Origin of the sequence: Rhodococcus sp. YH3-3 (genome assembly GCF_001653035.1) — a bacterium.
GTDB classification, from domain to species: domain Bacteria; phylum Actinomycetota; class Actinomycetes; order Mycobacteriales; family Mycobacteriaceae; genus Rhodococcus_F; species Rhodococcus_F qingshengii.
This window is the reverse complement of record NZ_BCWH01000002.1, coordinates 1,395,939-1,420,685: the sequence shown is the minus strand read 5'-3', so window position 1 is coordinate 1,420,685 and position 24,747 is coordinate 1,395,939. Positions and strand designations below refer to the sequence as shown.

Annotated in this window: 24 protein-coding genes; 12 read left to right on the top strand and 12 right to left on the bottom strand. The window is 62.0% G+C overall.

The window, feature by feature from the left end; translation table 11 throughout:
* The 5 genes from YH3_RS19530 (at position 1) to YH3_RS19510 (ending at position 5,129) form a co-directional block, all read left to right on the top strand.
* On the top strand, positions 1-903 hold the full coding sequence (locus YH3_RS19530) for a dihydrodipicolinate synthase family protein (protein ID WP_007727643.1): 903 nt from the start codon (positions 1-3) through the stop codon (positions 901-903).
* A gap of 59 nt (positions 904-962) precedes the next feature.
* A complete protein-coding gene (locus YH3_RS19525) occupies positions 963-1,823 on the top strand; it encodes an SDR family oxidoreductase (RefSeq protein ID WP_054188823.1) in 861 nt (286 codons plus the stop codon).
* Positions 1,823-3,616 carry a DEAD/DEAH box helicase family protein gene (locus YH3_RS19520; protein WP_064443895.1) on the top strand — a complete coding sequence of 598 codons (1,794 nt, stop codon included), beginning with the start codon at positions 1,823-1,825 and terminating at the stop codon, positions 3,614-3,616. The genes YH3_RS19525 and YH3_RS19520 overlap by 1 nt, the downstream gene beginning before the upstream one ends.
* A 199-nt stretch (positions 3,617-3,815) precedes the next feature.
* Complete coding sequence (locus tag YH3_RS19515) at positions 3,816-4,292, top strand: nitroreductase/quinone reductase family protein (RefSeq protein ID WP_003946395.1); 477 nt, start codon at positions 3,816-3,818, stop codon at positions 4,290-4,292.
* A gap of 57 nt (positions 4,293-4,349) precedes the next feature.
* Positions 4,350-5,129, top strand: a complete 780-nt coding sequence (locus YH3_RS19510; protein ID WP_064443894.1) for a DUF427 domain-containing protein — start codon at positions 4,350-4,352, stop codon at positions 5,127-5,129.
* Positions 5,130-5,159: 30 nt separating this feature from the next.
* Here YH3_RS19510 and YH3_RS19505 read toward each other — a convergent pair whose 3' ends face one another.
* The gene (locus YH3_RS19505; protein WP_030534893.1) at positions 5,160-6,392 is read right to left on the bottom strand and encodes an MFS transporter; all 1,233 of its coding nucleotides are present in this window, start codon (positions 6,390-6,392) and stop codon (positions 5,160-5,162) included.
* 72 nt (positions 6,393-6,464) lie between these two features.
* On the opposite strand from YH3_RS19505, the gene YH3_RS19500 reads away from it, so the two are divergent.
* Positions 6,465-7,340, top strand: a complete 876-nt coding sequence (locus YH3_RS19500; protein ID WP_007727651.1) for a LysR family transcriptional regulator — start codon at positions 6,465-6,467, stop codon at positions 7,338-7,340.
* On the opposite strand, the gene YH3_RS19495 is transcribed toward YH3_RS19500, so the two are convergent.
* The 4 genes from YH3_RS19495 to cobF form a co-directional block, all read right to left on the bottom strand.
* A complete protein-coding gene (locus YH3_RS19495; RefSeq protein WP_007727653.1) occupies positions 7,333-8,199 on the bottom strand; it encodes an Fpg/Nei family DNA glycosylase in 867 nt (288 codons plus the stop codon). The two genes, YH3_RS19500 and YH3_RS19495, sit on opposite strands and share 8 nt — an antisense overlap.
* 40 nt (positions 8,200-8,239) lie before the next feature.
* Positions 8,240-9,415: a diguanylate cyclase gene (locus YH3_RS19490; protein ID WP_064443893.1), complete on the bottom strand. Its 1,176-nt coding sequence runs from the start codon at positions 9,413-9,415 to the stop codon at positions 8,240-8,242.
* Between the two features lie 43 nt (positions 9,416-9,458).
* The gene (locus tag YH3_RS19485; protein WP_238592655.1) at positions 9,459-10,625 is read right to left on the bottom strand and encodes a GGDEF domain-containing protein; all 1,167 of its coding nucleotides are present in this window, start codon (positions 10,623-10,625) and stop codon (positions 9,459-9,461) included.
* Positions 10,626-10,701: 76 nt separating this feature from the next.
* A complete protein-coding gene (gene cobF / locus YH3_RS19480) occupies positions 10,702-11,442 on the bottom strand; it encodes a precorrin-6A synthase (deacetylating) (RefSeq protein WP_003946376.1) in 741 nt (246 codons plus the stop codon).
* An 86-nt stretch (positions 11,443-11,528) separates the two neighbouring features.
* On the opposite strand from cobF, the gene YH3_RS19475 reads away from it, so the two are divergent.
* From YH3_RS19475 to YH3_RS19455, 5 genes are all read left to right on the top strand, one after another.
* A complete protein-coding gene (locus tag YH3_RS19475) occupies positions 11,529-12,329 on the top strand; it encodes a thymidylate synthase (RefSeq protein WP_064443891.1) in 801 nt (266 codons plus the stop codon).
* Between the two features lie 2 nt (positions 12,330-12,331).
* Positions 12,332-12,823: a dihydrofolate reductase gene (locus YH3_RS19470; RefSeq protein WP_047272583.1), complete on the top strand. Its 492-nt coding sequence runs from the start codon at positions 12,332-12,334 to the stop codon at positions 12,821-12,823.
* An 84-nt stretch (positions 12,824-12,907) separates the two neighbouring features.
* A complete protein-coding gene (locus tag YH3_RS19465; RefSeq protein WP_003946336.1) occupies positions 12,908-13,240 on the top strand; it encodes a cupin domain-containing protein in 333 nt (110 codons plus the stop codon).
* A 19-nt stretch (positions 13,241-13,259) separates the two neighbouring features.
* Entirely contained in the window at positions 13,260-13,955 is a 696-nt protein-coding gene (locus YH3_RS19460) for a hypothetical protein (protein ID WP_042921344.1), read from the top strand.
* A gap of 27 nt (positions 13,956-13,982) precedes the next feature.
* Positions 13,983-15,674: a GAF domain-containing protein gene (locus YH3_RS19455; protein WP_064443890.1), complete on the top strand. Its 1,692-nt coding sequence runs from the start codon at positions 13,983-13,985 to the stop codon at positions 15,672-15,674.
* 3 nt (positions 15,675-15,677) lie between these two features.
* On the opposite strand, the gene YH3_RS19450 is transcribed toward YH3_RS19455, so the two are convergent.
* From YH3_RS19450 to cycA, 7 genes are all read right to left on the bottom strand, one after another.
* Complete coding sequence (locus YH3_RS19450; RefSeq protein WP_003946380.1) at positions 15,678-16,316, bottom strand: response regulator transcription factor; 639 nt, start codon at positions 16,314-16,316, stop codon at positions 15,678-15,680.
* A 76-nt stretch (positions 16,317-16,392) separates the two neighbouring features.
* A complete protein-coding gene (locus tag YH3_RS19445) occupies positions 16,393-17,286 on the bottom strand; it encodes a universal stress protein (RefSeq protein ID WP_003946389.1) in 894 nt (297 codons plus the stop codon).
* A 358-nt stretch (positions 17,287-17,644) separates the two neighbouring features.
* Complete coding sequence (locus tag YH3_RS19440; protein WP_007727670.1) at positions 17,645-18,685, bottom strand: LLM class F420-dependent oxidoreductase; 1,041 nt, start codon at positions 18,683-18,685, stop codon at positions 17,645-17,647.
* 176 nt (positions 18,686-18,861) lie between these two features.
* The gene (locus YH3_RS19435) at positions 18,862-19,755 is read right to left on the bottom strand and encodes a universal stress protein (protein WP_007727672.1); all 894 of its coding nucleotides are present in this window, start codon (positions 19,753-19,755) and stop codon (positions 18,862-18,864) included.
* 141 nt (positions 19,756-19,896) lie between these two features.
* Positions 19,897-21,402: a glutamate-cysteine ligase family protein gene (locus YH3_RS19430; protein WP_042451063.1), complete on the bottom strand. Its 1,506-nt coding sequence runs from the start codon at positions 21,400-21,402 to the stop codon at positions 19,897-19,899.
* Between the two features lie 125 nt (positions 21,403-21,527).
* A complete protein-coding gene (locus YH3_RS19425) occupies positions 21,528-22,298 on the bottom strand; it encodes a M23 family metallopeptidase (protein WP_064443889.1) in 771 nt (256 codons plus the stop codon).
* Between the two features lie 122 nt (positions 22,299-22,420).
* Complete coding sequence (gene cycA, locus YH3_RS19420; protein WP_064443888.1) at positions 22,421-23,884, bottom strand: D-serine/D-alanine/glycine transporter; 1,464 nt, start codon at positions 23,882-23,884, stop codon at positions 22,421-22,423.
* A 142-nt stretch (positions 23,885-24,026) separates the two neighbouring features.
* On the opposite strand from cycA, the gene YH3_RS19415 reads away from it, so the two are divergent.
* The gene (locus YH3_RS19415) at positions 24,027-24,743 is read left to right on the top strand and encodes an HAD family hydrolase (protein ID WP_007727677.1); all 717 of its coding nucleotides are present in this window, start codon (positions 24,027-24,029) and stop codon (positions 24,741-24,743) included.
* Positions 24,744-24,747: the final 4 nt, after the last annotated feature.

The window sequence follows — 24,747 nt, the reverse complement described above, 5'->3', positions numbered from 1 at the left end:
ATGAGCAGCACCATCAAGGGAATCGTCGCCTATCCCATCACCCCGTTCGACCGGGACACCGGAGCATTCGACCCCAAGCCGCTACACACGCTCCTCGACAGCATGATCAGCAGTGGTGTCGACGCGATAGCCCCACTCGGCAGTACCGGCGAGAGCGCCTATCTCGACGATGCAGAGTGGGAGACGGTCGCTCGGGAGACTGTCGACTACGTCGACCGCCGAGTCCCCACCGTCGTCGGAGTGTCGGATCTGACGACGGCGGGAGCACTCCGCCGAGCATCGATCGCGGCAGACGCCGGAGCCGACGCAATGATGATCCTCCCCACGTCGTACTGGCATCTGGGTGAGCAGGAGATTCGTGAACACGTCACCGCGGTGGCCGATTCCGTCGACATTCCCACGATGATCTACAACAATCCGGCCACCACCGGGATCGACATGTCGCCGGAATTTCTCGTCGATCTCGTCTCCACCGTCGACGGCGTCACGATGATCAAGGAATCCACCGGCGACATCACCCGGATGAACCGCATCAACGAACTGAGCGGTGGCACGATCCCCTTCTTCAACGGCAGCAATCCTCTTGCACTGCAATCTTTCTCTGCCGGTGCAAGCGGATGGTGCACGGCAGCCCCGTGTCTGGCCCCCGAACAGGTGGTGCACTTCTGGCGTCTACTCGAATCCGGTGATCGGTCGGGTGCCGCCGCTGTGTTCGAACAGATCGAGCCGCTACTGAAGGTCCTCGTCAGTCGCGGACTGCCGTCGACGGTCAAAGCCGGGTTGGAATCTCTCGGCATCGACGCCGGCCTTCCCCGCCGGCCCCTGCTGTCCCTCGACGACAACACCAGGACAGCTTTGTCCGACGCTCTGTCGGTGGCTCGCGGTGTAATCGTCGCGTCGTGACCTGACGTGGGAGTGGGTTCCGGCAAGATGGGATGCACACCGACCGAAGGAGGGGCACCATGTCCGTAGATTCACGGTCTGCGAGGATCGCCGTCACCGGCGCGACCGGTCATATCGGCGGACTGGTGGCCCGGTCGTTGGCCGACGCCGGTGTCCCACAGCGGCTGATCGCACGGTCGGTCAACCGATTACCGCAGCTCCCCGGTGCCGATTCGGCCGAGACCACGTACGGGGATCAGAAGCGCGCTCTCGCGGCTCTGGCCGGAATCGACACCCTCTTCATGGTCTCGGCGGCCGAAAGCGCAGATCGTCTGGATCAGCACCGCACCTTCATCGACGCCGCAGCGGAGGCCGGGGTCAGGCACATCGTGTACACGTCTTTCCTCGGCGCTGCTCCGGACGCGACGTTCACGCTCGCTCGCGATCACTGGGTCACCGAAGAACATATCCGCGCTTCCGGGCTCGCATTCACCTTCCTGCGCGACAGCTTCTACCTCGATTTCCTACCCGCTCTCGCCGGTGAAGACGGTGTGATCCGCGGACCCGCAGGGGACGGTCTCGTCGGCGCGGTAGCGCGCTCCGACATTGCTGCCGTCGCTGTGTCGGTTCTGCAGGATCTGGATTCTCATGTCGGACAGACGTACAACCTGACCGGACGGGAGGCACTGACGCTCTCCGAGGCCGCGAGCATCATCACCGAAGTCACCGGCAAGCGAACCACGTACGTCGAGGAAACGCTCGAGGAAGCTTACGAATCGCGGGCGTCGTACAACGCACCCGCTTGGGAACTCGACGCATGGGTGTCGACGTACACCGCAATCGCGCAGGGTGAATTGGCGCTGATCACGGGCACCGTGGAGGACCTTGTCGGCCGGCCTGCGCTCACGCTGCGTGAATTCCTCACAGCAGAAACCGCCTGATGCCACCACGCAAAGCAACCACGGCACGCAAGGCTGCCGCAAAGAAGGCTGCACCGAAGAAGGCTGCACCCAAGAGGAACACGACCAGAAAGACCGCCCCGAAGAAGACTGTCGCAAAGAAGAGCTCACGCGCGACGATGCCGGATGTGCCGACTGCCGGCCCTGGTGAGAGAGTCTGGCTCCTCGACGTTCCCTTTCGGACGCCGGCGCCTGGTGCGCAGTTCGTCAAGAAATGGAAGAGCTACGCGTGGGTCGGTACGGAGTTGCCCGTAGAACTCGCTCCATTCAAGGCACTCCCCTACTCTTATCAGCAGTGGGTAGAGGACGACATCAATGACAGCACCGGTGAACGTCCCGTTGCTGCACCCAAAATTCCTCGGCCCGAGCAGGTTTCGGGGGCTGCAGCCGTCGTCGATGCCGCTCGCGCCGGCAAACGCGGATTTCTGTTGGCAGACAATGCAGGCCTGGGTAAGACGCTGATCGCAGTGATGTCTGCCAAGACGATTGCCGAGGAGCGCGGCGAAACCAACATCCTCGTCCTCGTCGATCGACCCGCACAGATCACCATTCCGCATTGGCGCTATTCCATCGCCTCGGTGGGCGACGGTGGATTCCGCTGGTTGATCATGTCGCCTGACCAATTGAAGAAGCTGATCGCGCGAAACGGCCGCCCCAAGTACACGTTCGGTGTGGTGATTGCCGACGAGGCCCAGCTGTACAGCAACGACACACAGCGCACGGCGGCATTCGAGAAGGTCGCGCGCTTTTCGAATGCTCACGAGCAAGCGCCGTTCGTCCTGTCCGTGACGGCAACACCGGGACACACGCCGGCCGATCAGCGTTACCTGGCACCGCTTTTCGCGCAGCTGCATTCAGAACCTTCGGAGTACTGGTCCGACCTGGGCGCCAGGCTGGTCGAGTCCGGCCTTCCGCTGGACAAGTCCTACGGGAAGTGGACGTGGAGCGCAGAGGCGAAGGAATCACCTACGCTGCAATCTCGAGCGCTCGAGACCGTGCGTGGGTGGATGTCGAACAGCAAACCGCCCTTGATGATTCATCGACCGACTCCGTGGGGACCTGTTCCGCTCGACGGTATGCCGATCGACCTCACCCATGCCCAGCGCGCCGAGTACGAGACGGAGTGGGCCGAGTACGCCTACGAAATGGGATTGGCCCGCAAGAGTCGCAACATCGCGCGCGGCCGTGCGCTGGTTCTGCGCTACCGACAGAAAGCGGGCATGATCCGCGCCGAGTCGACGGCCCAGTGGGCGCAGGCGCAGGTCAAGGCAGGCAAGCAGGTGTTGGTGGCCGTCGAATTCGTCTCCACGGCAGGTGATCCACTGGTCGAGATGATCGAAGACGCCGGGATCTCGGTGGCAAAACTGTTCGGTGCGGTGCCGGACAAGGAGGGTCAACGTCTGCGGTTTCAACGCGGGGACGCACCGGTCATCGTCTTCAATGTCACGACCTCGATCTCGCTCCATGCCAACGAAGCACTCCCGGACGGCACTCACGCGTCCCCGTTGCCACGGACGGGAATCTTTCATCAACCGCGATACTCAGGGATCGCGGCAGAACAGACGTTCGGTCGGTCGCATCGCGACTACCAGACGTGCCCGTGGGTCATACCCTTCGGCGTGGGCACCAAGGAAGAGGACGTCGCCACGGTCATGTTGCGCAATCTCAATTCGGTCACAGGTCTGAAAGGTGGTGATCGATCCGGTCTGCGGTCGCTGTCCGAACTGCTCGGCGTCGAGTGGCTAGAGCCTGATGTCTTGACCTCGGAGGGTTGATCTTCCAACGACCGTCCAACGCGCACAAACGAACGGTTTCGGCGGTATGCCCCAATTCTACTCCACCAAAACCGAATTCGGCTGACCGCTTCATTCCTTTCGGGACCTTGGGACTCAGGTATCTGTGACCAGACGTGGCAGACTCTTTCGAGTCGAGGTGCACCAGCCTCGAAACAGTGCCGAGAATGCGAGGGGTCCGATGCGCAATATCTACCGGTCATTGATGCGCAATGTCGGCCATACACAATGGTTCTCGGATCTCGGCAAGGATCTGGTTCCGCTCGATCGAGCAGTGCAGAGAGTGTCGGGAGGCAAGCTCTCGCTGGTCGGAGAGAACACCGTGACTCAGCTACTGCTCACCACGACGGGCCGTAAGACCGGCCGTTCTCGCACCACGCCACTCCTGTACGCACCTGACGGCGATGCGTTTGTCGTCGTCGGTTCGAACTGGGGGCAGGATACGCATCCAGCATGGACACTCAATTTGATGGCAAACCCCACCGCAATCGTGACAGTGAAGGGCGTCGAAATACCGGTCGGTGCGAGTCTGGCGGAGGGCGCCACGCGTAAGAAGCTGTGGGAGCTCGCGACCACCACGTGGCCGCCGTACGAAACCTACGCCGATCGAGCATTCGGGCGCCAGATCCGCGTATTTCGACTCCAACCTGTCAAATAACTGCTGCCGGGCGCAGGATGGGAAGGACCACCCTGCCGATCTCAGGAGCATTCGCGAATGTCCACAGCACTGACTCACGCAGAAGACACACAGATCACAGCTTCCAACGGGCGGATCGCACTGGAGCCGAACCCCCGCCGAATTCGAGCCTTCTTCGCTGGTCACGCCGTCGCAGACACCACTCGTTCGGTATACCTTTTCGAACGCGGCCGCCTGCCGATGTACTACATCCCCCTCGCGGACGTTCGTACCGAATTCCTCGTCCCGACGTCGACGACCACCCATTGCCCATGGAAAGGTGACGCCACCTACTGGACGATCGAGATCGGGGATCGCCGGGCCGAGGACGCCGTCTGGACCTACCCTGAACAGTTCGACGGTTCCCTGGATCTGAGTGAGTACGTCGCTTTCTATTGGGATCGCATGGACGCCTGGTACGAGGAGGATCAACAGGTCTTTGTCCACGCCCGCGATCCATACGTACGTATCGACGCACTCCCCTCGTCCCGCCACGTCCAGGTCTTTGTCGGCGACGTACTGGTCGCCGAGACGAGACGACCCAGACTGCTCTTCGAAACCGGACTGCCCACGCGGTACTACATTCCGAGAATCGACGTTCGCAGCGAGTACTTTGCGCCGTCCCCGACCACCACGGCCTGCCCCTACAAGGGCACTGCGTCGTATCTGTCGTTCACCGGCACAACCGAACTCGCTCCGATCGAGGATCTGGCGTGGTTCTATCCGTTCACTACCGCCGAAGCGTCCGGGATCGACGACCACGTGTCGTTCTATCCCGAACGCATCGGCAAGATCCTGGTGGACGGTGCCGAAATCTGAAAGGTGCTGGAGCCGAGAAGGTGTGGGTGCCTACCCCACTGCAACAGGGGATTGCGGGATTCGCAGTTCAGCCGTCTCCAGTCGGCGATCATGCACCCACACCATCGCCGTTGCAACGGAGAAGACCAACCCGGCGATGCATACTCCGTTCCAGCCGTACGACTTCCACACCACTGACCCCACCGCCGAGCCCACGGCAGCACCGACGAAGTAGGTGGTCATGTACACGGAATTCACACGCGAACGTGCTTCGGGGACAAGGGCGTAGATCACGTTCTGGTTGCTGACGTGCACTCCCTGCAGCGCGAGGTCGGCAAGGACGATGGCAACGAGAAACCACACCACGTGGGTGGCACCGGCGACAAAGGGAAGCCACGACACCAAGAGAATCGCGATGGCGCCGCCGGTCGCCAGCTGACCCAATCCCCGATCGGCCAGCCTGCCCGCCACCGTCGCCATCAAAGCTCCCGCCACACCGAGTAGTCCGACCAAGCCGATTTGAGTGTCGCTGTAGCCGAATTCGCCGGACAGAAGAAAGGCCATCGTCGTGAAGACGGTGCTGACAGCAGCAAAAGCCAGTCCGCCCATGGCCGATCGGGTTCTCAGGCGCGGCAAGGTCGCAGCCAACTTCCCTACCGAAGCGAGCGTTGCGCGGTAGCTTGCCTTCGGGCGATCTGCGGAATCGGAAGGCAGAGATCGCCACAATGCCACGGCCATCACCACCATCAGCACCGCCGCAACCTTGTATACCGTCGACCAACCTCCCAGTCCGGAGAGGACGCCGGCAACGCTGCGCGCCAGCAGGATTCCGATCAGCAGTCCACTCATGATCGTGCCGACCACCTGACCGGACCTCTCAGGTTCGGCCAGTGAGGCGGCAAACGGAATCAACACCTGGGCGGCGACCGAAAAGACTCCAGCGACAGCGATTCCCACTGCAAGCGTGGCAAAGTTGGGCGCAAATCCGCTGACCGCTTGACCGGTCGCCGCCAGCAGCATGAGCCCTACCGTCAGCTTGCGTCGGTCCACCATGTCGCCCACCGGAACCAGAAGTATCAATCCGAGTGCATACGCGACCTGCGCGATGGTCACCGTCGCGGCCGCTGCGGAGGCCGACACATTCAGGTGATCTGCGATGGAATCGAGGAGTGGCTGGTTGAAATAGTTACCGCCCGCGCACAGGCCCGTCGCTGCAGCCATCAGCAGCACTATCGGTAGTCCGAGCCTCGGACGCGCGTCGCTTGAAATCATGTCGTCAAGCATGACCGCCTACACCGACGCGCGTCCAATAGATAGATATGCATGATCTATCTCCAGAAACGATAGATTGGTGCGATGGAACTACGTCACATCCGCTACGCCCTGGCAGTCGCGGAAGACAGACACTTCAGCCGAGCAGCGTCGCGGTTGCACGTTTCCCAGTCCGCCTTGAGTGCCCAGATCAGAGACCTCGAAAAGGAACTGGGAGTCGAATTGTTCAACCGGAACAGCCGAAACGTCGGCCTGACTGCTGCAGGCGAGGTTTTTGTCGCCCGCTCCCGCGAGGTACTCGGCGCCGTGTCGAGACTCGTCAGTGATGTCTCCGCACGGAGCAACGAGCAAGTGCGGTTGACGGTCGGCACCATCACCTCGGCGGGGCGCGTCGACGTCGGACGCGCGCTGGCAGATCTGACACGGCGCCACCCTGCAATCAACATCACCGCGCGACCGTACGGCAGTGAAGTAGTTATCGAAGGAGTCCGGTCCGGTGCAATCGACGTCGGCATTGTCGGATTGGCCGCAGGTCGCCTACCCAAGAGCTTTGCCGCCGCGCCGCTGTGGAGTGAACCCACCGCAGCGTTCGTTGCTCCTGACCATCCCTTTGCCCAGGCTTCGTCGATCAGGCTCGAAGACCTACGCGATCACACTCTCGTGGACTTCGCCTCCGGCAGCGAGGCCCGTGTCCAAACCGACCAAGCCTTCGCCGAATCACAGGTCCCTCGGGGAAAAACACTTGAAGCCAACTCGGTAGACCTGATCTGTTCACTGACCGCCAACGGCCTGGGCGTAGGTTTGCTCCCCCAGTCCATGAGCGCCCTGCACCCCGAATTGGTCTGTATTCCGATCACCGATGCGCCGCATCGGATCGTCCACGCAATAACCGAACCCACCCATTCGTCGGCACTCGCCCGCGAGTTCGTCGAACTACTCGCAGCACAGTTCGCTACTTGAGCAGTTTCGACATTCGCCTGTCCGCCAACGGCTTACCGCCGGTCTGGCACGTCGCGCAGTATTGAAAAGAACGCTCCGCGAACGACACTTCGCGTACGACGTCACCGCACACCGGGCACGGAAGTCCGGTACGAGCATGCACTCGCATCCCCGAGCGTTTCTCACCTTTGAGCCGGGCCGCGTCCTGACCTTCCGAACGCTCGATCGCGTCGGCCAGCGTGGATCGCATCACGGCATACAGCGTCGAAATCTGATCCGGCGTCAGCCGCGACGAGGTCGCGAAAGGCGAGAGTTTCGCGGTGTGGAGGATCTCGTCCGAGTACGCGTTCCCGATACCGGCGATCAACGACTGCTCGACTATCGAGTTCTTGATCCGCGCCGACGTTCCGCCCAGAATCTGTGCGAACTCGGCTTCGGTCACGGCCATCGCGTCCGGCCCCAACCGGGCGATGCCCGGAACCTCCTGCGGATCGTTCACGACCCAGACGGCGAGGCGTTTCTTGGTGCCGGCTTCGGTGAGATCGAATGCCGGCGTCAACCCTTCGGGTGTGAAGAAATGAACGCGCAGCGCCAACGGCCCCTTCCCCGGCTTCGGCGGCGTCGCCGATGGATTGTCCAGCCAGCGCATCCAGCCGGCACGGGAGAGATGCGTGACCAACCACAACCCGTCGCAATCCAGAGCCAGATGCTTCCCGAAGCGGGCGGCGCCCGTGACGTCACGCCCCTGCAGAGCAGTGATCGGCGGATCGAAGGTCTTGAGCACACTCAATGCAGCGATGTCGACGCGTCCCACCACTGCGCCGACCGCGTGCTGACGAAGGAACCCTGCCAGCGCTTCCACCTCGGGTAGTTCAGGCATGGCAACAGACTAACGCCGACCACGGACACTCACAGCGCGCTCAGTCCGTTTCCGTCTGCAGCACCACCGAATGCCCACCGCGTGCCTTCGCGGAGTACATCGCCCGATCCGCTCGCCGCAGCAGAGTCGGGTAGGCGACCAGCGCATCATCCGCTGATTCGAAAGGCCCTGCGATCTTCGCGATTCCGACGCTCATCGCCACCTCGGGATGATCGGGCGAGGTGATCGTCGAACGGAGTAGCTCATGTTCGAGTCGATGGAACGAGCGTTGATCGACCGAATCGACGATGACGAACTCGTCGCCGCCTATCCGTGCGATCAAGGCCGCCGGGCCGGCGCATTCGACCAGTCTCGATCCGACTTTTTCGATCACAGCGTCACCGACGGTATGTCCGTACTCGTCGTTGATGGCCTTGAATCGATTGATGTCGACGGCGGCGACTACCAAGAGCGCCGAGTGCGTGTACGACCGCTCCAGCAACAGTCGCACTTCGTCGGCCAGTCCCCTCCTGTTGAGCAGTCCCGTCAGTGGGTCCAATTGCGAGTTCAACGCGTCGGTGCCGAGGATGGAGAAAATGAACTGACAGGCAAAGGGAATCACGTAGATTGCCGCGCCGACCAGTACTACCAACGCGACCAGAACCGGAGTATCCACATCGTTTTCGACCACGGCCGTACGTGTCACGATGCCGATGACCACGACGAATACCCACAACATGTGAAGGCTCTGTATTCGAGCATTGTGGAAGAACGCGATGTATCCGCCGATCACCGAGAACATCACGGCGTGTGCCAGTGCTGCAAGTGGATTGGAGTACAGCAGCATTGCGGCCGCTATTCCCACTTCCGAGTAGAGCACAAAGGCGTAAGACCAGGAACGGGAGAGATTGCGCCTCGTCGAGAGGGCGACGGCCATCATCACGGTTATGACCATGATGACTGCGTTCGCGGTGCGCGCGTGCGCAGTGGTCGGTCCCTGTGGACTGAAGCGAGTGAGGAACATGATCACGGTGACCAGCACCAACGAGCAGACGACGAGAAACCGCGAGGCGACGGTCAACCCTTTGTCCGCGAGATAGCGATTGAAGGTGTCGAATTGGTCCGGACGCCGATACCAATCGACAAGTTGAGAAGAGATCAGCCGGAACGCGGGACCCGAGAGCGGTCGTCGAGACGCCACGGCGTCCGAACGCTCAACACTCTCGGCAGATTCCATAGGGTCAGGGTAATCCAGTCAACTCCCCGCAATCAGACAATTTTCACTGTTTGCCGTCCCACATCACAACCTGATCGCCGCCGGCGGCCTTCGCGCGGTACATCGAGGCATCGGCTACTCGAAACAATTCCGTCAACTCCTCGTCGGAAATAATCGACGACCATTCGGCAGAGGTGATCGCGACTCCGACGCTGGTGGTCACTACCGGATCACGATCGTCGATTCGCAAGTGCCTTCGCAGATTGTCTTCGAACGCAGGCGCTGCGCCGACGTCTATCGTGTCTACCAACACGAACTCGTCCCCACCGAATCTGGCGAAGAGCGCCTTCTCGCCGCCGCACCACCGCAGTCGATCAGCAATCTGGCGAAGTACGAGATCGCCTTCTTCGTGCCCCTGTGAGTCGTTGACGCTCTTGAACGAATCGACATCGACAATCGCGACGACATACGACGACTTGCTCGACGCATGCCCCGTCGCCCCCATTTCGACAACAGCTCGCTGCAGCCCGCGCCGATTCAGAAGCCCTGTCAACGGATCCACATCCGAACTGTCCGCGTCGGAGCCGAGAAGTGAGAGGACGAACTGGCAGGCGAACGGGATGACCACGATCCCGGTGGCGATGATCAGGCACAGTGCTGTGGCCAACGCAAGATCCGCGTAGACCGCAACCTTTCGGCCGACCACTGCCAGAACCACGATGGACAGCGCGATGTGAACCGCCTGGAGTCTCGCGTTGTGAAAGTACGCGATGTAACCACCGATCAGTACGAAGAGCACACACTGGATCAACCCGATGAAAGGGTCGTTGTTCAAGAACACACCGACGAATACGCCGACCTCGCAGTAGGCGACAAAGAAGTACGACCACCGACGCGTGATTTCGGGCAGAAGGCAGAAGAGCACGATCACCGCAATCGTGACGGCGATGATAACGGCGTTGACGACGCTGGTGACGTGGTTGTGCACGCCAGCGTCGCTGAAGCGCAGCAGAGTCATCGCAATGATGACCGTCGTCAGCGAGCCGATGACCAGCAATCGGACAGCTAGCTCCAGGCCCTTCGTGGCGAGGTATCGATTGAAACTGTCGAATTGATCAGGACGCCGATACCACTGAACCAGAAGGTCGAAAGCCGACTTCACAGCTGATTTTTCACGGCCACGCGGCGCGGGCAGAATCGACTGCAGTCGGTCCTGCCCGAACGATGTCATGCGCAGATCATAGGTGCGCAGACCGCCGTTCGGGATCAAGAGTGCAGGATCGAGGCGGCAAATCCAGGGTCGGTTGTCAGCGCCGAACGAGGTACGTATCCATGATCCAACCGTGCTTCTCACGCAACTCCGCCCGGCGAGCGACGATCCGATCTTCGACGTCACGCAGTTTGCCGGAAATCAACTCCTCGTCCGGGGTCCCGAGGTACGCGCCCCACCAGATCTCGGCGTCGTTTTCGCTTACCTGAGTGAAGGTGCAATGCGCGTCGAGCATCACGACGGCATTGTCCACGCCGTCGGGCAATCCCTCGGCCAGTTTGCGGCCGGTCGTGATGTGGATGGGTTCGCCGATTCGGTTGAGGACGATTCGGTGTTGTGCAGCCAGCGACTGCACGCTGGTGATTCCCGGGATGACGGAGTAGTCGAACGAAACTCTCCCGCGAGCGAGCACGCGCTCGACGATCCGCAGAGTGCTGTCGTAGAGGGAGGGATCACCCCAGACGAGAATCGCGCCGACGCCAGGTTCGGCCGCAAATTCCGCTTCGAATTTCGCGGCCCGACGCTCGTGCCAGTCCTCGACAACCCCCTCGTAATCGGTGGGGGTTCGGTCCCGCGGCGGGTCCGTGATCTCGACCACCTTGTAGTCGAGGTGAACGTGCTCGTCGAGAATGCCGGTGCGCAAGTCGACCAGGGCCTGCTTCTCGTCACCCTTTCCGATGATGAAGAAGGTATCGGCCCTGTTCATAGCCTTGATCGCCTGAACCGTCACCTGGTCGGGATCACCAGCACCGATACCGATCACCAAGAGTTCGCGCATGTGCCGAGGCTATATTGCCGTGCGCCTTTATTAACCGCCGGAGGTTAATAAAGGCGCACGGCAAGGCAGGCCCTAGACTGATTCCCGTGACTGTCTCCACTGCTTACGAAGACCTCCTCCGGCTCGTCATGGAGACGGGTACCGCCAAATCCGATCGAACCGGAACCGGCACCCGCAGCATCTTCGGTCACCAGATGCGTTTCGATCTTGCCGACGGCTTTCCGCTCGTCACCACCAAGAAGGTCCACCTCAAGTCGATAGTCAACGAACTCCTGTGGTTCCTGCGCGGCGACTCCAACGTGGCGTGGCTGCACGAGCACGGCGTCTCCATCTGGGACGAGTGGGCCGACGAGAACGGTGAACTCGGCCCCGTCTACGGCGTCCAGTGGCGTAGCTGGCCCACCCCTTCGGGCGAGCACATCGACCAGATCGCGCAGACCGTCGAGGCTCTGCGCTCCAACCCCGATTCGCGGCGGATCATCGTTTCGGCGTGGAACGTCGCCGACATTCCGCAGATGGCCCTGGCGCCGTGCCACGCTTTCTTCCAGTTCTACGTCGCCGACGGCAAGCTCTCCTGCCAGCTGTACCAGCGCAGCGCCGACATGTTCCTCGGCGTTCCGTTCAACATCGCCAGCTACGCGCTGCTCACCCACATGATGGCCCAGCAGGCCGGACTCGACGTCGGCGAGTTCGTCTGGACCGGCGGCGACTGCCACATCTACGACAATCACGTCGACCAGGTGACCGAGCAGCTCGGCCGCGAACCGCTGCCGTTGCCGACCCTGAAGCTGAACAAGCGCGACTCCATCTTCGACTACACCTTCGAGGACGTGGAGATCGTCGACTACCAGCACCACCCCGCGATCAAAGCACCGGTAGCGGTCTGACGATGACCGATCGCACAGTCACCCTCATCTGGGCGCAGGCCCACGGCGGCGTCATCGGCGCCGACAACTCGATCCCGTGGCGCGTGTCCGAGGACATGGCTTACTTCAAACGCGTCACCATGGGCCATCCGGTAATCATGGGGCGGCGCACCTGGGACTCCATTCCATCGAAGTTCCGTCCGTTCAGCGGGCGTCGGAACATCGTCGTCACACGCGATCCGCAATGGCACGCCGAAGGCGCCGAGGTAGTCCACAGGCTGGACGACGCCCTGGCGTTGCCGGACGGTGACGTCTTCGTCGTCGGTGGCGGGCAAATTTATTCGGCTGCACTGCCATTCGCAACGCATCTACTGGTGACCGAGATCGACCTCGACATCGCCGGCGATGCTTTTGCTCCCGAGATCGGCCCCGAATGGAACCTGAAATCCGACGAGCCCTGGCAGACCTCGGAGAAGAGCGGCCTGCGCTTCCGCTGGTTGGAGTACACGCGCTGACCGACTTCCGCCGATAACGAGGCACCTCGCGAGTGAGTCGGTCATACTCCAAGAAGGACATTCACCGCTTCCGAGAGGTCTTCGATGGACAAGAAGTCACTGACCGCTCTCGCTCGCCAACAGTTGAAACTGGCGGGCTCGGCGACCAGCGGTCGCAGTTCACAAACCGTCTACGGCGGCCACCAGCGCAGCCTGCGACAAACGGTGATCGCGCTGAGCGCCGGCAAGAGCCTCGCCGAACACGACAGTCCGGGCGAAGCCACGTTGTTGGTACTGAGCGGGAAGCTGAATCTTGTATGTGGGAGCGACCAGTGGAAAGGATCCACGGGTGATTTCCTGACCGTCCCGGCCGACCGGCACAGCGTCGAAGCGCTCGAAGACGTTGCATTTCTACTGACCGTCGCCATGAAGGGCTGAAATCGGTAGCGTCTTCCGCGTGAGCGAAACCGTGATCGAAGTGTCCGTCGTCGCAGCCCCGTCCGTACTCTGGCCCGCGCTGCGCGACCCGTCGCTGATTCGACGTTGGTTCGGCTGGGAGTACGACGGACTCGACGACGAAATCACCCAGATCTACTCCACCGCTGAGGCCGACCCCGAAGCGTTGACGCTGAAACTCGGAAACGGTGACCGTTTCTCACTTCGCGAACAGGACGGCAAGACGGTCGTCCGCATCGATCGGCCGGCCAAATCTGCCGACGACGACTGGTACGACGACATCACCGAGGGCTGGACGACATTCCTCCAGCTGCTCAGATTCGCAGTGGAGCACCACGGACTGGCCGAGCGTAAAACCATTTATCTCGACGGCCTTCTGCTCCCCGGTGAGAACGTGGCAAGCGTCCTCGGGCTCACCGAAATCGAATTGGAAGCGGGAAGTCGGTACGCGGTGACAATCGCTCCCGGCGACTATTTCGAAGGCGTCGTCGACTACGTCACCGACCACCAATTCGGGCTGACAGTCGAGGATCTCGGCCCTGGCCTGCTGTCTGTCGCCACCCAGTCGGTGACGGCGCAGCGGCCCGACGGAGGCATGTCCATCCTGCTGACCACCTACGACCTGAGCGATGACGAGTTCGACGAGATCAAGCATCACTGGTCGTCGTGGTGGGAAGGTCGCCGCCAGGAGAGCTGACGTTCGGTGAGGCGATATGCTTCGACCATGGTCGAAGCTTCGGGTCACAGTCCGGCACGTACGTTCGGCGAGTTGCTCGACCGCCTGGGCGATTCCAATGCCGACATACCGACACTCCACCGCCTGCTCGAGGCGGTCCTGGTGGTCGGCTCCGGCCTGGACCTCGACCTGACGCTTCAACGGATCATCACCTCTGCGACAACGGTTCTGGATTGCCGCTACGGCGCCCTGGGGGTCGCGGCGCCGGGGGGCGGGCTCTCGGAATTCGTGTACGAGGGAATCTCCGGGTCCCAACGCGCGACCATGGGACATTTCCCCGAAGGTCATGGCGTGCTGGGTGTTCTGATGAATCACCCGCAGACTTTGCGTGTGGCCCATCTCGGCGACCATCCCGAATCGGTGGGATTCCCCGCAAATCATCCACCGATGGAGAGCTTCCTCGGAGCGCCGATCATGATGCGGGGAAAGGTGTTCGGAAGCATCTACCTGACCGAGAAACGGGGACAAGCCGAGTTCACCCAGGAAGACGAGGTCATTCTCGAAGCCCTCGCCATCGCAGCCGGTATCGCTGTGGAAAACGCCCGACTGTTCGAGCAGTCACGAACTCGTGAAAGATGGCTCACTGCAACATCTGCCATCCGCTCGCGGTTGCTGGCCGGTGACTCGCTCGAGGACGGCCTGCAACTTCTTGCCAGTCGCGTTCGGGACCTGACCGGCGTCGACGACGTGATCGTGGTGATCTGCGAGAACGGCTACGCACAGGTTCACGCCGCGGCCAGCGCCCGGACCACGTCACGTGGAGTCAGAATCCCGGCGACCACTTATCCGTTCGACGTGGTGCGGAGCACTCGAAAGCTACAGGTACTCACCACTTTAGGCGCACTCACCGAACTGGTGCCGTCGGCTGGGAGTGCGGTCGTGGCACCGATGTGCGTCGCCTCGGGTGTAGTCGGCGCGGTCATCGTGGCGTCGAATTCCACCAACACACACTGGGATCACGACGAACTGACCCGGATCGAGTCGATGGCCGAACTCGGCTCCGTTGCAATCGAGTTCGACGAGAAACAAAAGGCGCAACGCCTGTTGTCCGTTCTCGCCGACCGCGACCGCATCGCACGAGACCTGCACGACAACGTCATCCAGCGACTGTTCGCGAGCGGAATGAGCCTGCAGAGCACGCTTCCGGACGAGACCCTCCCGGAGTCGGCGCGCGCGATTGTCAAACGATCTCTCGAACAGCTCGACAAGACAGTCCGCGAGATCCGGACAACCATCTTCGATCTGCAGACTCCGACAGCCACCGATTCGTCGAGCCTGCGCCGGCGCCTCCTCGATGTCATCGGCGACGCCACCGCACAGTCCGCGGTGACCCCGAGCGTCCAATTCTCCGGCGCCATCGACACTCTGGTGAATCCCGGGATCCACCAGCACGCCGAAGCCGTGCTGCGTGAGGGGTTGAGCAACGTCCTTCGGCATGCACACGCACGCCACATCACCATCGCTGTCACCGCGGACCTCGAATTTGCGATCACGATCGAGGACGACGGCGTCGGACTCCCCTCCGACTTCCACAAGAGTGGACTGCACAATCTGGAGCGCCGCGCCGAACATTGCGGCGGTACGTGCACGATCGTCAATCACGATCCGAGCGGTGCACGCCTGCTCTGGCGAGTACCGCTCGGTCGCACCAACTCGAATCGACCGAAATCCGGTCGTTAGATCCTAGCGACTGCCGCTACGGATTTCGGTCGCCAGCACCGCAGCCTGAGTACGACGCTGCATGCCCAGCTTCGAGAGCAGACGCGTCACGTAGTTCTTGACCGTCTTCTCCGCGAGGAACAATCGCGCGCCGATCTCCCGGTTGGTGAGCCCCTCTCCGATGAGGTCGAAGACTGCTCGCTCCTGATCGGAAAGTTCGGCCAACGGATCAGCTGTACGGTCGCTGCGGATCCGCTGCATCAGCGCCTCGGTTGCACGACTGTCGAGCAGTGAACCGCCGCGCCCGACTGTGCGGACTGCAGCGACCAGATCGGTTCCGAGAATCTGCTTGAGGACGAATCCCGAGGCGCCCGCCATGATCGCGTCGAGCAACGCCTCGTCGTCGGCGTACGACGTGAGCATCAGGCAGCGGAGGTCGGGAAGCATCGAGCGGAGTTCTCGGCACAGTTCGACGCCGTTGCCGTCAGGCAGGCGTACGTCCAGAACAGCGACGTCGGCGTTGCTCTGCGGTACCGCGGCCAGCGCTTCCCCCACGGACGCCGCCTCGCCCACCACCACGAAGTCCTCGACCCCACCGAGTAGGTCGAACAATCCGCGTCTGACGATCTCGTGATCGTCGACCAGGAATATCCGCGTTGTCATCGAACCCCTCCAAAAGACATCTCACGTCGAACGGTACCGGAGACGGTGGACTCAGAACTCATGGAATGCATTCTCTTCACTTGTTGACGTGCCGGACGATGAGAACCGGGCAATCCGCGGTGTGCAGGAGCGCCCGACTGGTCGATCCGAGGAGCATTCCTGCGAATCCGCCGCGCCCGCGACTGCCGACGACTATCAACTGCGCCGTCTCCGCGTATTCGCTCAGGACTCGGACCGGACGGTCACGCGCGACGACTCTTTCGACGACGACGTCCGGGTAACGCTCGGTGAATCCGGCCAATTGCTCGGCGAGGACAACTTCCTCACCCGTCTGGATGCTGCTCCACAGGGGGTCGTCGGGGGTGGCACCCAACGAGGGCTGCACACTCACGTCGCTCCACACGTTGACGGCAATCAAGGTGGCGCCCCGCGCGGAGGCCTGCTCGAAAGCGTGCTCGACTGCCTCGATGCTGCTTTCGGATCCATCGACACCGACGACGACGGGGCCCTCGGTCGGCGGCCGACCGTCGAGCGTCCGTCCTCGGACAACTGCAACCGGAGATTCGCCGTGCGAGACAACCGAGACCGTCGCAGAACCGACGACCAATCCGGTGAATTCGCCGTGCCCGCGAGGGCCGAGCGCAATGATGTACGCGCCCTTGGACAATTCGATCAGGCGATCGGAGACGCTGCCGTCGAGTAGTTCGGTGACGATCTCGAGGTCGTCGTCGATGCTTTGCCGCGCGAGAATCTGTGCGCTGTCCAGACGAGCGGTGGCAGTGCGCCGCAGTTCGTCCTTGAAGCTCTCGGCGAGGTAAGGCTCGGAGTAGTAGAAGGCTGGGATGTGCACCACCGTCGCGATGTGGAGCGGTCGACCGAGCGCCACCGCGGTCCTCGCCGCCCAGACGACAGCCGACGACGCCGATTCCGAACCGTCTACCGCTACGACGACGGGTTTGGTTGCACTCATGTTCGTCCCTCCACAATCGACCACAGAATCTCTTCGCCCTCACACTATTGCCCAATGACGGCAAAAAGGATTCATCAGCCGACGCGAGTCCCGAATCGGACATTGGGTGTTCGGGTGGACTGCGGCAACGGCCCCGCCAACATCCCTTTCGGGCGTCAACGAGGCCACCGGTGCCGGATTCGCACGCAAACCCTGGCTACTCGATCCACGTTAGGCGAAGAACCCGACCGGTCAGAAGTGAAAAAAGTCCTGTCAACAAGCGCCCAAAATCGGGTTTCGTACGCAGGAGATCCTGAACCACCTGCTCTGCTGTGCGCCTTTGTTAACCGCCGGCGGTTAATAAAGGCGCACAGCAGGGTCAGTCACAAATCTTGCGGAACTTCTCGATCAGCTGCACTCGGCCGTTGCGGTCGGCCGCCAACGGCGTGACGTTGAGCGTCGTGACACCGGCTTCGGCGAAGGCTGCGACGCGTTCCTTGACGTAGCTCTCGGGACCGATCAACGACACGGCGCGAACCAGTTCGTCCGGCACTGCTGCTGCGGCTTCGTCCTTCTTGCCCGCGAGGTAGAGATCCTGGATCTTCTCGGCGGCCTCTTCGTAGCCGTAGCGCACCGCGAGATCGTTGTAGAAGTTCTTGCCCTTGGCGCCCATGCCACCGATGTAGAGCGCAAGGCTCGGGCGTACCCAGTCGAGCATGTGGTCGACGTCGTCACCGATGGCCAGTGCCGGCGACGCGTACACCTGAAGCTCACCGAGGCTCGGATCGCGCTTGGCCTTGCCCTTGGCGATCGGCTCACCCCACACGCTTGCTGCCTTCTCCGGATGGAAGAAGATAGGTTCCCAGCCTTCGGCGATTTCCGCCGTCAGCTCGACGTTCTTGGGTCCGAGCGAAGCGATCAGGATCGGGATGCGCTCACGCACAGGATGATTGATCAGCTTGAGCGGCTTTCCGAGTCCGGTGCCCTTCTCGGCGGGGAGGGGAACCTGGTAGTACTTGCCCTGGTACTCGACCTTCTCGCGGCGCCATACCTGACGGCAGATCTCGACGACCTCACGTGTGCGTCCCAGCGGAGCGTCGTACTTGACGCCGTGGAACCCCTCGATCACCTGCGGTCCGGAAGCGCCCAGTCCCATCACGAAGCGACCGTTGGAGACGAAGTCCAGGCCCGCCGCCGTCATGGCGGTCAACGAAGGGGTACGGGTGTAGATCTGAAAGATCCCCGAAGCGAGTTCGATGGTCGACGTCTTGGCCGCCAGGTAACCGAGCTGGCTGACGGCGTCGAAGGAATACGCCTCCGGGACGAAGGCGATGTCGAGGCCCGCCTTCTCCAGGTCACCGACCTCTTCGACGGTTTCGGCGAACCCGCCGCTGTAGTTCAAACCCATACCGATACGCACGTTGTAACCCCAATCCTGACGATTGCTGCCGTGTGCGATGCGCACACGAGCAGTGGTACTCCCATCGAACACTTACTCACATCGAACACTACGGAACCTGAGTCCGCATTCATGTGACTACCCCGTTCATATTCGATGACCGAAATGAACGGGGTAGTGGGAGAGCCTGTCGAGGGTCAGGATTCTTCGGGGCGAACCACCATGACGGGGCACTTGGCCGAAGCGATCAGGGTGTTGCTGGTCGAGCCGAGCAACATGCCGCGGAATCCACCGCGACCACGGCTTCCGACTACGACGAGCTGCGCTTTTGCCGACCAGTCCAACAGCCGTCCGCGTGGGTTGTCGAGGTATACCTCGCGCCGGACCTTCACGTCCGGGTATTGCTCGGACCATCCAGCCAAGCTCTCGCTGAGTACCGCGTGCTCTTCCTCTTCGAGAGACTGCGGGGCAAGCGCAGCGGCCCTCGGGTCTTCGAATGCCGCACTGCCGAGGTCACTCCACACGTGCAACGCCACCAACTCGACTCCGCGGAACGACGCTTCCTCGAAAGCCGCACCGACGGCCTGGGCGCTCAACGCGCTGCCGTCGACGCCGACCACTACGGGTCCTTCCGAGGGCACCGCACCATCGCGGTCCCGAACGACGATGACCGGACACTTGCCGTGACTGGCCACACCGACCGCGGTATTGCCGAGGACTGCTGTCGCCGCCTTGCCTGACGCCGACGCTCCGACGACTACCCGCCTGGCTTGTGCCGAACTCTCGATCAGCCACTGAGTTGCGCTGCCGATGGCGATTTCGGTGTGAACTTCGAGTTTCGGATCGATCTCACGGGCGAACTGTTCCGCCTCCGCCAAGATCGCTTTTCCGGCCTCTTCGACCCATTCGTACACCCCACCCGCGTCGACGTACGGTCCGCCGAAACCGTAAGGCGCGAAGTCGAGAGCGTGGATGATGTCGAGTCGCAATTCGCGCTGGGCGGCGATTTTCGCGGCCTCGCGGAGCGCTGTGGACGCAGTGTCCGAACCCTCGACTCCGACAACAACACTGTTATGTTCGCGTGAACTCATGTGCCCACCTTCCTGAAGAAGTAACCGAGCCACCTTCACTCTAACCATCCCACTTGTCCGGCTTTTTTGGGGTCGCCCCCTCTTCATTTCGGGGACTTAGGTCCCCGAAACTGTTGACGGATAGGAGAATTAGCAGAGCAATCAGGACCAGGTGTGAACAGGATCTCCCGTCCGCATGTTCTCCACGTAACCGCGGAGCATTCCGGTGAGCGCAGTCGAGCGGTCCGCGCCCGAGGCCTCCGCGTGCGCCACTTGCTCGCGTTGCCAGGCGGCACCGGTCTGCCGATTCATGCACCGCCCTTCGATCACGCCGAGGTACCGATCGCGGGCCGCGGCAGACAATCCGAAGTCGGCCAAACCCTCGTCCGCCAACGGCAGCAGCCTTCGCAGGACCAACTCGTCGGCACCGACCCAACCGATCTCCGGCCAGTACAGGGTGGCGTCGAGTCCGTACTTGGCGCCGATGTGCAGGTTCTCTTCTGCCGCATGGAACGACATGTGCGACCACAGTGGCCGCTCCGCGTTCACCAATGCGCGGACGGTTCCGTAGTAGAAGGCCGCATTGGCCATGATGTCGACGACGGTCGGCCCGGCCGGCAACACCCGATTCTCGATACGCAAGTGCGGCTTGCCATCCGAGCAGTCGTAGACGGGCCGATTCCAGCGATAGACCGTGCCGTTGTGCATCTGAAGCTCGCTCAACTCCGGAACCCCGCCCGCCGCGAGCACTTCCAGCGGATCCGTGTCCGAGACATCAGGGAGCAGCGCCGGGAAGTACCGTGAATTCTCCTCGAACAGGTCGAGAACCGAATGGATCCACCGCTCACCGAACCACACTCGCGGTCGCACACCTTGGTTCTTGAGCTCGAAAGTTCGGGTGTCCGTTGCCTGTTCGAAGATCGGAATGCGTGATTCGTGCCAAAGCGCCTTCCCTGCCAGGAAAGGAGAATTGGCCGCAAGCGCCACCTGTACTCCGGCCAGACACTGCGCGGCATTCCAGTGCGCTGCGAATTCTTCCGGCGCGACGCGCAGGTGCAACTGCATGGACGTACAAGCCGCCTCCGGCACCACCGAATTGGTGTCGGCCCGAAGGATTTCCACGTCGCCACCGGGTAGCGCGACACCTTCGACGTCGAGTTCGATGTCCTCTCCTCGCGCGGCAAAAATTTGCTCGTTGAGCAATTCGTAGCGCTGGTTGGCGGTGATCCACTCACGATCGAGATGCTCGAGCTGCAGGGTCGGCAGCATCCCGATCATCACCATCTCGGCGTCGTGCGCGTGGATTCGCGCGTCTGCGACGTCGAGGGACGCCCGCAGTTTCTTCTCCAATTCGAAAGTCGCATCACCGGTGAGTGGGCCGGGCTCGACGTTCATCTCGACGTTGAACTGTCCGAGCTCGGTTTGGAAAACCGCAGAGTCGTCGATGGATTCGAGCACTTCACGGTTGGACATCGCGGGCGTCATGTCGCCGGTCACGAGGTTGAACTCGATCTCCATGCCCAACAGCGGAGCGGGCTTGTCGACGGCGTCTCGGAAGTCACCACCGTCGAGCATCTGCTTCATGGCGTCGACGCACGAGCGCACCTTCTTACGAAAGAGCCTACGGTCGGCTCTGGTGAATTCTCGCGCCGTGACCTCTGCACCCATTGCGCATTCCCCCTTCGACGATCAACGTCACTGAAGGCTATCCGTCCGGTGTCACCGACAAACGAGAACTGCGGTGGCACCGGGAAGAATTTCCCGACGCCACCGCAGTTCTCCGAAAGTTTCTTCTACGAGTTGTCGACCCAGGTGACAGCTACGCCGCGAGCCTGCAGCCACGCTGCGGGATCGACCTTTGCGCCGTTCTCGGCAACCTCGAAGTGCAGGTGCGGGCCGGTGGACTGGCCACGGTTACCCACGGTGGCGATCTGCTGGCCGGCGTTGACGCGCTGGCCGACGTTGACCTGGTAGTCGTTGACGTGGCCGTACGTGGTGACCGTGCCGTCGTCGTGCTGGACGCGGACCCAGAGGCCGAAACCTGACGCCGGGCCGGCGTCGATGACCTGGCCGTCGGCTGCAGCCAGAATCGGCGTACCGATCGGAGCCGCGATGTCGAGGCCACCGTGGTGTGCTCCCCAGCGCGAACCGAAGGTTGAGGTCAGCGTTCCGGACACCGGCTGCACGGTACGAGCTGAGGTGCCGGGGTTGATCCCAGCGAGGAACTGCTGTGCCTGCGTGTTGAGGTCGGCAGCAAAATCGGGAAGCTCGGGGATGTCGAGAGCCGGAAGTGCCGCCAATTCAGCCGGAACGACAACGCCCTCGGGGAGCAGACCCTGAGGGATTTCGATGCCGGCGATGGTCTGTGTTGCCGGCGCCGCAGCAGCGGATCCTGCGCCCATCTGGCCTGCACCGACGAGGAGTGCACCGGTAGCCGCAGCTACGACACCTGCCTTGACACCGGCACCAGGGCCAGCCGACGGGGTGCGGTGGCGGCCGCTTGCTGCCTCGGGATCGATCTCGAAGACAACATCGTCATTGCCCGTGCGGTGGTGGTTTCCCACAGTGTGTACTCCGTCAGTCGTCGGCGTGCAGCGTCCTTCTGATGAAGCCCGCTCCTCTGTCTGCCGAAGAATGTAACAGTTTGATCAAGGCGGCCGCCACCGTTACCCGATCTTGACCAAAATTATTTGTCGCCGTTCTGTCGGCTGGCGTCCAGTTCTGACTTGAATGCGTCGTATCGTGCCCGGTGAGCGGGTCGACGCCGGATGATCGCCCACGCGACGCCCAGAACCACGAACCAGATCGGCGTGACGAGAAGTGCCTGCAGGGTGTCGTCCTTGGTTGTCAGTGCCCAGAGAATGAAGACGAAGAACGCGAGCACGACCCAGCACATCACGATGCCGCCGGGCATCTTGAACTTCGACGCCTCGTGCAGGTGCGGACGACGCTTCCGGTACACCATGTAGCTCGCCAGGATGATCGTCCATACGAACATGAACAGCAGCGCCGAAATGGTCGTGACGACGGTGAAGGCCTCGATCACGGAATCGCCCGAGAACAGCAGGATCAACGAAGCCAGCAGGAAGATGCACGAGAACATCAGGGCGTTCGCGGGGACCTTGCGTGAGTTCAGCTTGCCGAGGGCCCTCGGTGCGTCGCCTTCCTGCGCAAGGCCGAACACCATGCGCGAGGTGGAGTAGATACCCGAGTTGGCCGAAGATGCAGCGGAGGTCAGCACGACGAAGTTGATGACAGAAGCAGCGATGCCGAGGCCGGCGAGTGTGAACATGGCGACGAACGGACTCTTGTCTGCGCTGATTTCACGCCACGGAGTCACCGCGATGATCACGGTCAGTGCAACGACGTAGAACAGCAGGACACGAATGGGGATGGAGTTGATGGCCTTCGGCAGGTTCTTCTCCGGGTCCTTCGCCTCGGCTGCCGTCGTACCGACGAGCTCGATACCCACGAAGGCGAACACGGCGATCTGGAAGCCGGCGACGAAGCCCATGAATCCGGTCGGGAACATCCCGCCGTCGTTCCAGAGGTTGTCGATACCGGAGGTGGCACCGTTCGGCGCCGTGAACCCGGAGACGACCATGACGATGCCGACGACGATCAGGCTGACGATGGCGATGATCTTGATCAGCGCGAACCAGAACTCGGTTTCACCGAAGGCGCGAACGGTCGGGAGATTGAGGAGCAGCAGCGCCGCGATCGTCAGCAAAGCAGGAATCCACGCCGCGAGCCCTGGCCACCAGTACTTGAAGTACCCGGAAATCGCGATGACGTCCGCGATGCCGGTGACGATCCAGCAGAACCAGTAGGTCCAGCCGGTGAAGAATCCCGCCCAGGGGCCCAGCAGATCCGCGGCGAAGTCGGAGAACGACTTGTACGCCATGTTCGAGAGCAGCAGCTCCCCCATCGCCCGCATGACGAAGAAGAGCATGAATCCGATGATCATGTACACGAAGATCACGGAGGGCCCGGCGAGCGAGATCGTCTTGCCCGATCCCATGAACAGTCCGGTGCCGATGGCACCACCGATGGCGATCAGCTGGATATGCCGGTTGGACAGCTGACGTGAGAGGTGGGGGTCTTCGCCGGACGGCTTCGTCAGGTCTGGTGTATTCGCGTGGTCGGACACGGAGGATCCCCCTCGTAATACGGTTCATCCGGGGCATCGAAATCGTGCCCGTCGGGGGAACCTCGGAAAATGTGCTCTCTCAAAGTACGCGTGCACTGGCTCACATCACGCATCGGAAAGCGGACGCCGATAACCTGTCGAGGTGAACACTGACAGCACGGCCCATCAAGACGGACATATCGCCGCGACGCTGTTCGATTTCTCCGGAACCCTCTTTCGTTTGGAGGAGAGCGACGATTGGACCGAGCACCTCGTCGATCACCAAGGCGATCCGCTCGACGTGCACGCTCAAGCCGAGCTGATGCGTCGGATGACCGCGCCGGTGGGCAGAACCGTGGAGATGGACGAAGCGGGGATCTACGCGTGGGAGAACCGCGACCGGGATCCGAAGTTGCATCGTCAGGCTTACCTCGACGTGTTGAGTAAGTCTGGGGTGCCCGATCCGGTTCGGGCCGAAGCTTTCTACGCCCTGCTGGTCGATCCGGATCAGTGGTCGCCGTACCCGGATACCGGCGAGGTCCTGAAGTCACTGTCGGAGAAGGGCATACGCACTGCCGTCTTGAGCAACATCGCCTTCGACATCCGTCCGGCGTTCGCCGACCGCGGCTGGGACGTCTGGGTCGACGAGTTCGTTCTCTCGTTCGAGGTAGGTGCAGTCAAGCCCGAACCGGCGATCTTCGAGTACGCCCTCGCACAACTCGATGTGGATGCGGCGCAGACCCTGATGGTCGGTGACAGCGACATCGCCGACGGCGCTGCCCGAGACGTCGGTTGCCAGTTCGCACTCGTCGATCCCCTGCCGACGACCGAACGCCCGCACGCGCTACTCGACGCAGTGCGGAAGTTCGGGCTTCTGTAGGGAG

Excerpts from the sequence above, each read along its gene's own strand:
- YH3_RS19525 (WP_054188823.1), top strand. The coding sequence starts at position 963 with ATGTCCGTAGATTCACGGTCTGCGAGGATCGCCGTCACCGGCGCGACC.
- YH3_RS19495 (WP_007727653.1), bottom strand. The coding sequence starts at position 8,199 with ATGCCTGAACTACCCGAGGTGGAAGCGCTGGCAGGGTTCCTTCGTCAG.
- YH3_RS19450 (WP_003946380.1), bottom strand. The coding sequence starts at position 16,316 with ATGACAACGCGGATATTCCTGGTCGACGATCACGAGATCGTCAGACGC.
- YH3_RS19520 (WP_064443895.1), top strand. The coding sequence starts at position 1,823 with ATGCCACCACGCAAAGCAACCACGGCACGCAAGGCTGCCGCAAAGAAG.
- YH3_RS19515 (WP_003946395.1), top strand. The coding sequence starts at position 3,816 with ATGCGCAATATCTACCGGTCATTGATGCGCAATGTCGGCCATACACAA.
- YH3_RS19510 (WP_064443894.1), top strand. The coding sequence starts at position 4,350 with ATGTCCACAGCACTGACTCACGCAGAAGACACACAGATCACAGCTTCC.
- YH3_RS19500 (WP_007727651.1), top strand. The coding sequence starts at position 6,465 with ATGGAACTACGTCACATCCGCTACGCCCTGGCAGTCGCGGAAGACAGA.
- YH3_RS19505 (WP_030534893.1), bottom strand. The coding sequence starts at position 6,392 with ATGCTTGACGACATGATTTCAAGCGACGCGCGTCCGAGGCTCGGACTA.
- YH3_RS19470 (WP_047272583.1), top strand. The coding sequence starts at position 12,332 with ATGACCGATCGCACAGTCACCCTCATCTGGGCGCAGGCCCACGGCGGC.
- YH3_RS19485 (WP_238592655.1), bottom strand. The coding sequence starts at position 10,625 with ATGACATCGTTCGGGCAGGACCGACTGCAGTCGATTCTGCCCGCGCCG.
- YH3_RS19490 (WP_064443893.1), bottom strand. The coding sequence starts at position 9,415 with ATGGAATCTGCCGAGAGTGTTGAGCGTTCGGACGCCGTGGCGTCTCGA.
- YH3_RS19430 (WP_042451063.1), bottom strand. The coding sequence starts at position 21,402 with ATGGGTGCAGAGGTCACGGCGCGAGAATTCACCAGAGCCGACCGTAGG.
- YH3_RS19445 (WP_003946389.1), bottom strand. The coding sequence starts at position 17,286 with ATGAGTGCAACCAAACCCGTCGTCGTAGCGGTAGACGGTTCGGAATCG.
- YH3_RS19455 (WP_064443890.1), top strand. The coding sequence starts at position 13,983 with ATGGTCGAAGCTTCGGGTCACAGTCCGGCACGTACGTTCGGCGAGTTG.
- YH3_RS19435 (WP_007727672.1), bottom strand. The coding sequence starts at position 19,755 with ATGAGTTCACGCGAACATAACAGTGTTGTTGTCGGAGTCGAGGGTTCG.
- cobF (WP_003946376.1), bottom strand. The coding sequence starts at position 11,442 with ATGCGCGAACTCTTGGTGATCGGTATCGGTGCTGGTGATCCCGACCAG.
- YH3_RS19465 (WP_003946336.1), top strand. The coding sequence starts at position 12,908 with ATGGACAAGAAGTCACTGACCGCTCTCGCTCGCCAACAGTTGAAACTG.
- YH3_RS19530 (WP_007727643.1), top strand. The coding sequence starts at position 1 with ATGAGCAGCACCATCAAGGGAATCGTCGCCTATCCCATCACCCCGTTC.